Raw genomic sequence first — 9,581 nt, forward strand, 5'->3', positions numbered from 1 at the left:
CGACCATGACCGAACTGCCCGTGCCCCCGTCCGCACCGATCACCGGCGACGCCCTCGCCGCGCGCGTCGCCGCTGTCCGGAACGAAGTCTCCAAGGCCTTCATCGGCCAGCCCGAAGTGCTCGACCAGATTCTCGTCGCGCTGCTCGCCGGCGGCCATGTGCTGATCGAAGGCGTGCCCGGCCTCGGCAAGACGCTGCTGGTGCGCGCGCTGTCGGCGGTGCTCGGCTGCAACTTCGCGCGCGTGCAGTTCACGCCCGACCTGATGCCCAGCGACGTCAGCGGTCACGCGGTGTGGGACACCAAGAGCGAGACCTTCGTGGTCCGTCGCGGCGCGATCTTCACCAATCTGCTGCTGGCCGACGAGATCAATCGCGCGCCGGCCAAGACCCAGTCCGCGCTGCTCGAAGCGATGCAGGAACAGCAGGTCACCATCGAAGGCCACAGCTTCGAGCTGCCGCCGCCGTTCATGACGCTGGCCACGCAGAATCCGGTCGAACAGGAAGGCACCTATCCGCTCCCCGAAGCGCAGCTCGACCGCTTCCTGCTCAAGGTGCTGATCGACTATCCCGAACATGCCGATGAAGTCGCGATGGTCACCGCGATCAGCACCGGCAAGGTCGCGGCGGATTTCGATCTGTCGCAACTCGCGACCGTGCTGCAGCCGGGCGAAATCGTCGCGCTGCAGCAGGGTACCGCCGCGACGGTCGTGGACGCGGCGGTGATCGACTACGCGGTGCGCATCACCGCTGCGACGCGCAAATGGCCGGGCATCGCGCTCGGTGCCGGACCGCGCGGCAGTCTGGCGCTGGTACGCGCAGCGCGTGCGCAGGCGGTGCTGTCGGGCCGCGATTTCGTGACACCCGACGACATCCGCGAGATCGCGACGCCGGCGCTGCGCCATCGCATCGCGCTCGCGCCGGAACTGCAGATCGAAGGCCAGGACGCCGACCAGGTGCTGCAGGCGCTGCTCGCGCGCGTGGAAGCGCCGCGCAAGTGAGCACCCGCGCAACATCCGTCTGCGCGTGCCAACCGGCGTGCGTGCGCTGGCCGGAAGGAATCGCAGGATGGCGGCCCCAGCGATCGACTGCCGCGTGTGCGCTGCGCGTTCGGCGCTCAGCCACGCGCAATCGGGCGGGCCTTGAACAGGGTTCGCGCCGGTCGCGACTCTGGCACCCGAGCCGCCCCACATGAGGCCGACGATCGCCCTCGTCGTGATGCTCGTCGTCTGGGGCTTGGGCGGCGTCGCCGCATCGCTGTGGCCTGCGGCGGTGCTGCCCTGGAACGTGTTCGGCACGGCGCTGTTGCTGCTGTCGATCCTCGATCTCGTGCTGCTGCTGCGGCGCCCGACACCGGATGTCGTGCGCACGATGGCCGAGGCCTGGCCGATCGGCATCGCACGACCGGTGTCGCTGCAGATCGAGGGTGGCCCACAAGTCCAGCATCTCGAGGTCTTCGATCTGCATCCGCCGGGCTGGCGTGTCGATGGCCTGCCGCGACGCCTGCGATTGACGCCGGACACCGTGTCGCGCGTCGACTACACCCTGCAGCCCGACGTGCGCGGCGCGGCGGTGTTCGACGGCGTGCAGCTGCGACTGCGTTCGCCGCTCGCGCTGTGGCGGCAGCGTCGCGACGCCGGCACGCGCCACCAGGTGCGCGTGTTCCCGAACTTCGCACCGCTGACGCGCTTCGCTTTGCTCAGTGCCGACCGTGCGTCGCGACTGGTGGGCGCGCACATCAAGCGCCGTCGCGGCGAGGGCACGGATTTCCACCAGATGCGCGAGTACCGCGTCGGCGACAGCCTGCGCCAGATCGACTGGAAGGCCAGTTCGCGCGCACGCAAGTTGATTTCGCGCGAGTACCAGGACGAGAAGAACCAGCAGCTCGTCGTCGTGCTCGATACCGGCCGCCGCATGCTCGCCCAGGACGGCACGCTGTCGCATTTCGACCATGCGCTCGATGCCGCGCTGGTCGTGTCGTATCTCGCGCTGCGCCAGGGCGACGCCGTCGGGCTGTTCGCAACCGGCGGCGAAAGCCGCTGGATGGCCCCACAGCGCGGCATGGGCGCGGTCGACACCCTGCTGCGCATCAGCCACGACCTGCAGCCGCAGCCGGTCGCCACCGACTATCTCGCCGCCGCGACCGAACTGTCGCTGCGCCAGCGTCGCCGTGGACTGCTGATGCTGGTGACCAATCTGCGCGACGAGGACATCGAGGACGTGCTGGCCGCGGTGCGCATGCTGCAGAAGCGGCATCTGGTCATCGTCGCGTCGCTGCGCGAGCGCGCCCTCGACGAGGTGCTGTCGACCGAAGTCCGCGACCACGACGACGCAATCCGCGCCGGCGCCACCGCCCGCTACCTCGCCCAGCGCAAAGCCGCGCACGACGCGCTGCGCAACCATCGCATCACGGTGCTCGACGTGACCGGTGAAGAACTGCCTTCGGCGCTGGTGGAACGCTATCTGGCAGTGAAGCGGGACGGGTTGCTGTAGACGCCTGGCCTGAGTGGCAGGGACTCGTGCGCGCGCGAGCGCGCTTTCCCCCGCAAGCAGGGGAAGGCGCAAAGCCTCGGGGCCCTTTCACCTGCACTGAATGGAATCCCCGTTAGAAACAGCCTGCGCGCACCGGACGCTGCGCAGGGGGTATGGTCCGGCGCCGCGATGCCAGCCATCCGACGAGGCCTTGCCATGCACACCCCGACCCCAGCGTTCCTGTCCGCGCCGCGCCTGCCGCGGATGCTCTGTGCGTTCGCTCTGCTCTCCGCCGTCGCGCTGTTGTCCGCATGCGCGGCGACGGTCCAGAGACCCGTGGCAGCACCGGTCGATCCGGTTGCGATCAATGGCGACGTGCGCCAGGTCGTGCTGGTGATCGAAGGCAGCGACACCGCGCGTGCGCAGGAGGACTGGGCGGATTTCCGCGCGCTGTGGAACGATGCGATCCGCACGTCCGCCACCGCGGCCGGCATCCAGGGCAGCGTGCGCGACAGCCGCCCGGCGTCGCTGGATCCGCCGGGTGTGTTCGTGGTGGTGCGCGTCGACAGCTTCCGCTACGTGTCCACCGGCGCGCGCTACGGCCTCGGCGTGATGACCGGCAATGCGCACATCAAGGCCAGCGCACAGTTCGTCGAAGTGCCCGGCGGCAAGGTCGCGGCGACGCGCACCTACGACACCGCGTCGAGCGCGTGGCAGGGCGTCTTCGCGCCGATGACGGTGAAGCAGGTGCAGGCGATCACCGACCAGATCGTCGCCGAGGCGCGCGGCGACTGACCGCGTACGGCCTGACCATCGACCGGCGGGCAGTGCGCGGGGGCGGTACGCTGTCCTGGCCGCAGGCCGGGAGAACGTGATGGGAAAGCAGGACGCAGCGACGGGTTCCGGACACGCCGGCGAGGTTGGTCGCGCGCCGCTGCAACGCATCCTGGCGCGCGTGTCGCGCGAAGCCCTGCAGGATGAGGCGCTCGACGGCGTGATGCAGCGCATCGTCAATGTGCTCGCTGCCGAACTGCCGGTCGCGGTGGTCAGCATCATCCTGCTCGACGAGGCCGGCGAAGCGTTTGTACAGGAGGTCTCGGCTGGCACGTTCGACCTGTCACCGGTGACCTGGCCTTGGCCGCTCGATCGCGGCGCAGCGGGTCGCTGTGCGCGGCTGGGTACCCCGCAACTCATTGTCGATGTCAGTGCGGACGCGGACTATCTCGCCGGCAACAGCGCAGTGTGCTCGGAGTATCTGGTGCCCATCCGGCATCGCACGCGCCTGCATGGCGTGCTCAACATCGAGAGCGCGGATTCCGCGTTCTTCGATGCCGACATGCGCGAGGCCTTCGATGCGATCGGCGACCAGATCGCAGGCGCGATCCATCTCGCACGCCTCGCGGCGGCGCTCGAGGATGCCAATGTGCGGCTGCAACAGATGTCGATGGTGGATGGCATGACCGGTATCGCGAACCGGCGCGCGTTCGACCAGGCACTCGAGGCAATGTTGCGGCGCCTGCGCTCAGCCGGGCAGCCCATGGTGCTGCTGCTGGCGGACGCCGATTACTTCAAGGCACTCAACGATGCGATGGGGCATCTGCACGGCGACGAATGCCTGCGCGCGATTGCGGGCGTCTGCGCGGCGGCTGCGGCGAACGCCGATGGCCTGGCGGCAAGGTTCGGCGGCGAGGAGTTTGCGGTGTTGTTGCCCGGTCACGACGCGGGCAGCGCATGGCGCGCGGCGGAGGCGTTGCGCGGTGGTATCGAAGCGCTGGGACTGCCGCACCCGGCATCGTCACTGGCGCAGGTGGTCACCGTGAGTGTCGGGGGCGTGGTATCGGGGCCAGAAGACACACGCGATTCCCGGGCGCTGCTCGAGGCCGCCGATCGCGCGCTCTACGCGGCCAAGGCCTCGGGCCGCAACCGCGTGCAGATCTGATCCGACGCAGGGTGGCGTGATTCAGGCACCCACGCGCGTGCGGACCAGGCCGACATCGCGCACCGCGCGGACTTCGATGCTGCCCGTGCGCGCCCACGGGAACTCGCCCGCGATGCGCAGCGCCTCTTCTTCGCTGTCGGCCTCGATCAGGTTGAAGCCGGCCAGCATTTCCTTGGTCTCGGAAAAAGGTCCGTCGAACACCTGCGTGCGGCCACCGCGCGCACGCACGGTCTTCGCAGTGCTCGCGTGTTCGAGTTGCTGGAAGCCGAGCAATGTGCCTTCGGCCTGCAGTGCATCGGCGTGCTGCAGGCAGCCGCGCATCATCGTGTCGTACTCGCCCTCGGCCAGACCGTCGAGCAGGGTGTCGTCGGTGTAGATCAGCAGCAGGTACTGCATCGTGCGCGTCCTCGGATGGGCAGCTCAGGCTTCCAGATGGAAGTAGGGTTCCACGGTGCCGCGCAGCTTGACCGTCAGCGGCTGGCCGCGGCGATCAAGCGCACGGCCGGCAGCGACACGGATCCAGCCTTCGCTGACGCAGTACTCCTCCACGTCCCGACGCTCGTTGCCGTTGAAGCGGATACCGATGCCGCGATTCATCGCGGCTTCGTTGTAGTGCGGGCTGCGCGGATCGTTGGAGAGATGGTCGGGCGGTGCATCGGTCATGGCGTCGGAATGGGATGTGGAAACTGCGCGCAGGATACCGCCGGTGCGTGCAGGCTTCACCTGCGGGATCGATCGCGTGACTTACGGCGCCTCGCCGCGCCCCTGCCGGCGCGCGTTCGCGATCACCGCGCGGACCAGCGCGCGGTCGTGGTGACGCGAGATCGGCAGAGCGCCCAGTGCGATGGCACGTGTGCGCATCGCCGCGGTGACGTCGTAATGCGCGCCGCTGGTGCGGTCCTGAAACGCGCGCCGCGGCATGCCGAGCAGGGCGGCGAAGGCATGCAGTTCGTCAAGTGTGTCGGCGAGCAGATGCGCCCAGCGCTCGCCGCGCCAGGGGTGGACCGCATCGTCGACGTAGACGGTCATGAACGGGCCTGCACATCGGCATCATCGCCGTTCATGAATCATAGCCGGCGCATGTGGCGACGCATGCATCGGGCTTTGCGCCCGGCCATCACATTTTTCTCTCCGCCGTGCCTTCGCCTGCAGATGTTTCGTCCGGCGAATGGAGGCGCGTGCGCGTTGCATGTTTATGGACGTGTGAGAACCCCCGTTTTCAAGCCGTTTTCTGCAGTTTCGACACTTCGTGAATTTGGGGGTTCGTGCAGAAATCGTTAAGATGGTCGGTCTGCATTGTAATAACGAGTTAATCGAGGAGGGCCGACCCGTCGTGATTTCGCGCGGTTTCAAATGGTTGTTGTGTAGTGTGTTCGTGGCTGCGGCGCCCGCAGTGTCGGCGCAGGAAAGTACCGACGAAGCACCTGGTTTCGAACTTGGCGGCGCGGTCCGCTTCAATTACGGGTGGCTCGACTACGGGCCGAGCAGTGGCTTCGAGCCTGAACTCGCCCGCATCGACGCCCGCGGCAACGCCGGCCCGGCATTCTTCTCGCTGCAGTACCGCTGGTACGACGGATTCGACGCCGTGCACCACGCCTACGCGGGCTGGAAGCTCGAAGACGGCAGTGATGGCGCGACCTCCGACATCCGCGCCGGTATCCAGCAGGTGCCGTTCGGTCTGCTGCCCACGGCCTCGCACAGCTTCTGGTTCGGTTCCGGCTACTACCTGGGCCTCGAGGATGATTACGACCTCGGCGTGGTGTGGCAGCGGCAATCCGGTGCGCACCAGTGGCATGCGGGCGTCTTCGCCGGCGACGAGTACGGCACCGGTGCGAATTTCGACCGCTATTCGTTCGACGTCGCCACGACCGAAGATCTGCCGTATCGCGAGCGCGAACGCGGCATCGTGCGTTACGAGCACACCAGCGAAGCGAACGGCTGGGAAACGACGTGGGGTGCCTCGGCATTCGCCGGTCGCATCGAGAACCGCATCGACGGCGGCAAGCACGATCACACCGGCGGCGCCGTGCACGGCCAGTGGGTCCGCGGGCCGCTGACGCTGCAGGCGCAGTGGGCGCGTTACCGCTACGACAATCCGGAATCGCGCATCGCGATGTCGGCTTTCATGTTCCCGTTCGAGATCGCATCGCAGGCCGACGTGCCGACGTTCAACGTCGCCTATGACGTGCAGCGCACCGGCTGGTTCGACAGCATCACCTGCTACAACAACGCCAGCGCCACGTTGCCGGTCGGCAATGATCCGGGCCTGCGTGATTCGATCCAGAACGTCACCGGCTGCAGCTTCGGCAAGGGTGTGATGCTGACCTACGTCGACTGGATCGCGGGCAAGAACATGTGGTTCGCCGGTGGCCCCGGCATCGGCGTGCGCGACCCGGCCAACGACGGCTGGCATTCGCGGCTCAACGTCAACGTCGGCTTCTACTTCTGATCCACGGCCGGGCGCTGCGCCCGGCGCATTGCGCGTCACCGCCGCTCCGGCCCTGACGTGTTTCACCGGATGTCCACCGCCCTGCGGCAGTCTGCAAGGCGGCGTCGCCCGTCCCCTTCCCAAGGAAAAGGCATGAACGAACCCAACTCGCGCCCAGGCGCAACGCCGGAGGCGGCGACGCCAGACACCTGGCATTCGCGCATTCTCGGCCCCGTCTTCTATCCATCCGCGCTGATCATTCTGGCGCTGGTCGTGTTGTCCTTCGTTGCGCCCGAAGCGTCGGAGTCCGCGTTCAACGCGGCCAAGGCGTGGGTTGCGGAAGATGCAGGCTGGTTCACGATCCTCGCGGTCGCCGGCTTTCTGGTCTTCATCATCGGCATGGCGGTCAGCAGTTTCGGCCGCCTGAAGCTGGGCCCCGATCACAGCACGCCCGATTACAGCTACGTGACGTGGTTCGCGATGCTGTTCGCTGCGGGCATGGGCATCGGTCTGATGTTCTTCGGTGTGGCCGAGCCGATCATGCATTACGCCGATCCACCGGTCGGGGATGCGGAAACGGTGATGGCCGCGCGTCAGGCGATGCGCATCACGTTCTTCCATTGGGGCATCCACGCGTGGGCAATCTATGCCGTGGTCGCGTTGTCGCTGGCGTACTTCGCCTACCGTCACGGCCTGCCGCTGCGCATCCGCTCGTCGCTGTATCCGCTGATCGGTGACCGCATCTATGGCCCGATCGGCCACGCGGTCGATACGTTCGCCGTGCTCGGCACGATCTTCGGTCTGGCGACGTCGCTGGGCCTGGGCGTGATCCAGATCAATTCGGGCCTGAACTACCTGTTCGATGTCACCGTCAGCACCACCACGCAGGTGATCCTGATCGCGGTGATCACGCTCATCGCGACGGGTTCGGTGTTCACCGGGCTCGACCGCGGCGTGCGCAGGTTGTCGGAACTCAACATGATCCTGGCGGTCGCGCTGCTGGCGTTCGTGCTGGTCATGGGCCCCACGGTGTATCTGCTGCAGGCGTTCGTACAGAACACCGGCATGTACATCTCGAACGTGTTCTCGATGACGTTCAATCTCTACGCCTACGACCAGCAGCCGACATGGCTGGGTGGTTGGACGCTGTTCTACTGGGGCTGGTGGATCGCGTGGTCCCCGTTCGTGGGCATGTTCATCGCGCGCATCTCGCGTGGCCGCACGATCCGTGAGTTCGTCGTCGGTGTGCTGTTGGTGCCGCTGGGCTTCACGTTCCTGTGGATGACGATCTACGGCAACAGCGCGCTCTATCAGGTGATGGTGGAAGGCTCGACCCAGCTGGTGACGGCGGTGTCGGCAGACAGTTCGGTGGCGATCTTCCAGTTCCTCGAGGACTACCCGCTGTCGACGCTGACGTCGGGTATCGCGACCCTGCTGGTGGTGATCTTCTTCGTGACCTCGGCCGACTCCGGTGCCCTGGTGATCGACATGCTGTCGTCGAAGGGCGAGGAAGAATCACCGGTCTGGCAGCGGATCTTCTGGGCATTGCTGGTCGGCGCGATCGCCATCGCGTTGTTGATCGCCGGTGGGCTGAGTGCGCTGCAGGCCGGCACGATCGCTTCGGCGTTGCCGTTCACCGTGGTCATGATCCTGATGTGCTGGGGCATGGTGCGGGCGATGCGGCTCGAGGTGGTCAAGCGCAACAGCATGCGTGATGCACGCATCGCACCGGTCGGCATTGGTGGCGGTGGCGACTGGAAGGTGCGCTTGCGCGCGCTGTCGCACAACCCGCCTCGCAAGGAAGTGCTCGCGTTCCTGTCGGACCAGGTGCGGCCCGCGCTGGAAGACGTGGCCGCGGAGCTGCGCAAGCAGAATCTCGAGGTCCGCGTCGAAGACGGCGAGGACGGACGGGTCTGGGTCGAGGTCGGACACGGCGCCGAAATGGACTTCTTCTATTCGGTGCGTCCGATTCCGTACGAGCCGCCGACATTCGTGTTGCAGGATCCGCGCCGCAAGCGTAGCGACGACGACAAGTTCTTCCGCGCCGAAGTGCACCTGCGCGAAGGCGGTCAGGACTATGACGTGATGGGCTGGCGCAAGGACGAGTTGATCCATGACGTGCTCGACCAGTACCAGCGCCACATGCACTTCCTCAACGTCGTGCGTTGAGGACGTGAGGCCTCGGGTGCGGATGCATCGGAGGCGCTGGCTGGCGCTATGACATCACGCGTCAGGTGGACCTGATCGGGAAAGGCCGCGTGTTCGCACGCGGCCTTTTCTTTTTTGCGATTCGATGGATGCTGAGGCGTCGGCTTGTTCTGCTTCTGCTTCTGCTTCTGCTTCTGCTTCTGCTTTGGCTTTGGCTTCCAGCTTTTGACTTGAATCGAGCCGTAAAGCGAGCCGAGCATCGCAGGGCGGCGGGGTCGAAGAGCAGCCCGTGTCTGAGCGTAGCGAGTTTGGGCTGCGTGCCCCGTCGTCCGAGAAGCACAGGGGACCGCCGCGGCTTTATCGCGGCGGATCGCGTCCGGCGAAGGGACCTTTTGGTTCCTTTTGGGTCCAGCCAAAAGGGACTCGCACGCGCAGCGGGCGAAAGCCCTGCACTTGCTTGCGCTTCTCCGCTCGTCGCTTTGCGACTTTGATGTTCCGATCAAAAAAGAATCAACCGCAGGAGCGAAGATCAAGTACAGGGCTTCCGCGCTGTCGCGCGGCTTACTTTTGTCTTGGCAAAAGTAAGCAAAACCGTCT

At 66.5% G+C, this 9,581-nt stretch carries 9 protein-coding genes; 6 read left to right on the forward strand and 3 right to left on the reverse strand.

Translation table 11 applies throughout. The features are described from left to right. Positions 1-5: 5 nt before the first annotated feature. From ACZ9YD_RS04065 to ACZ9YD_RS04080, 4 genes are all read left to right on the forward strand, one after another. On the forward strand, positions 6-998 hold the full coding sequence (locus ACZ9YD_RS04065; protein ID WP_465073876.1) for an AAA family ATPase: 993 nt from the start codon (positions 6-8) through the stop codon (positions 996-998). A 190-nt stretch (positions 999-1,188) separates the two neighbouring features. Beyond that, positions 1,189-2,490, forward strand: coding sequence for a DUF58 domain-containing protein (locus ACZ9YD_RS04070; protein ID WP_465073877.1), 1,302 nt, complete (start codon positions 1,189-1,191; stop codon positions 2,488-2,490). Between the two features lie 195 nt (positions 2,491-2,685). After that, positions 2,686-3,264, forward strand: a complete 579-nt coding sequence (locus ACZ9YD_RS04075; protein WP_465073878.1) for a YajG family lipoprotein — start codon at positions 2,686-2,688, stop codon at positions 3,262-3,264. Positions 3,265-3,343: 79 nt separating this feature from the next. Beyond that, positions 3,344-4,408, forward strand: coding sequence for a diguanylate cyclase (locus ACZ9YD_RS04080; protein WP_465073879.1), 1,065 nt, complete (start codon positions 3,344-3,346; stop codon positions 4,406-4,408). 21 nt (positions 4,409-4,429) lie between these two features. Here ACZ9YD_RS04080 and ACZ9YD_RS04085 read toward each other — a convergent pair whose 3' ends face one another. The 3 genes from ACZ9YD_RS04085 to ACZ9YD_RS04095 all read right to left on the reverse strand — a co-directional run bounded on the left by ACZ9YD_RS04085 (position 4,430) and on the right by ACZ9YD_RS04095 (position 5,437). Continuing rightward, positions 4,430-4,804: a YciI family protein gene (locus tag ACZ9YD_RS04085; RefSeq protein WP_465073880.1), complete on the reverse strand. Its 375-nt coding sequence runs from the start codon at positions 4,802-4,804 to the stop codon at positions 4,430-4,432. A 24-nt stretch (positions 4,805-4,828) separates the two neighbouring features. Next, on the reverse strand, positions 4,829-5,071 hold the full coding sequence (locus ACZ9YD_RS04090) for a DUF3297 family protein (protein ID WP_465073881.1): 243 nt from the start codon (positions 5,069-5,071) through the stop codon (positions 4,829-4,831). 81 nt (positions 5,072-5,152) lie between these two features. Then, positions 5,153-5,437 (reverse strand): DUF4031 domain-containing protein, encoded by a 285-nt coding sequence (locus tag ACZ9YD_RS04095; RefSeq protein ID WP_465073882.1) that lies wholly within the window; start codon positions 5,435-5,437, stop codon positions 5,153-5,155. Between the two features lie 346 nt (positions 5,438-5,783). Here ACZ9YD_RS04095 and ACZ9YD_RS04100 point away from each other — a divergent pair, with 346 nt between their 5' ends. Both ACZ9YD_RS04100 and ACZ9YD_RS04105 read left to right on the forward strand, forming a co-directional pair. Further along, a complete protein-coding gene (locus ACZ9YD_RS04100) occupies positions 5,784-6,857 on the forward strand; it encodes a hypothetical protein (RefSeq protein ID WP_465073883.1) in 1,074 nt (357 codons plus the stop codon). A gap of 132 nt (positions 6,858-6,989) precedes the next feature. Further along, positions 6,990-9,005, forward strand: coding sequence for a BCCT family transporter (locus ACZ9YD_RS04105; protein ID WP_465073884.1), 2,016 nt, complete (start codon positions 6,990-6,992; stop codon positions 9,003-9,005). Positions 9,006-9,581 lie beyond the last annotated feature (576 nt).

The organism is Luteimonas sp. AC640a (genome assembly GCF_979256585.1).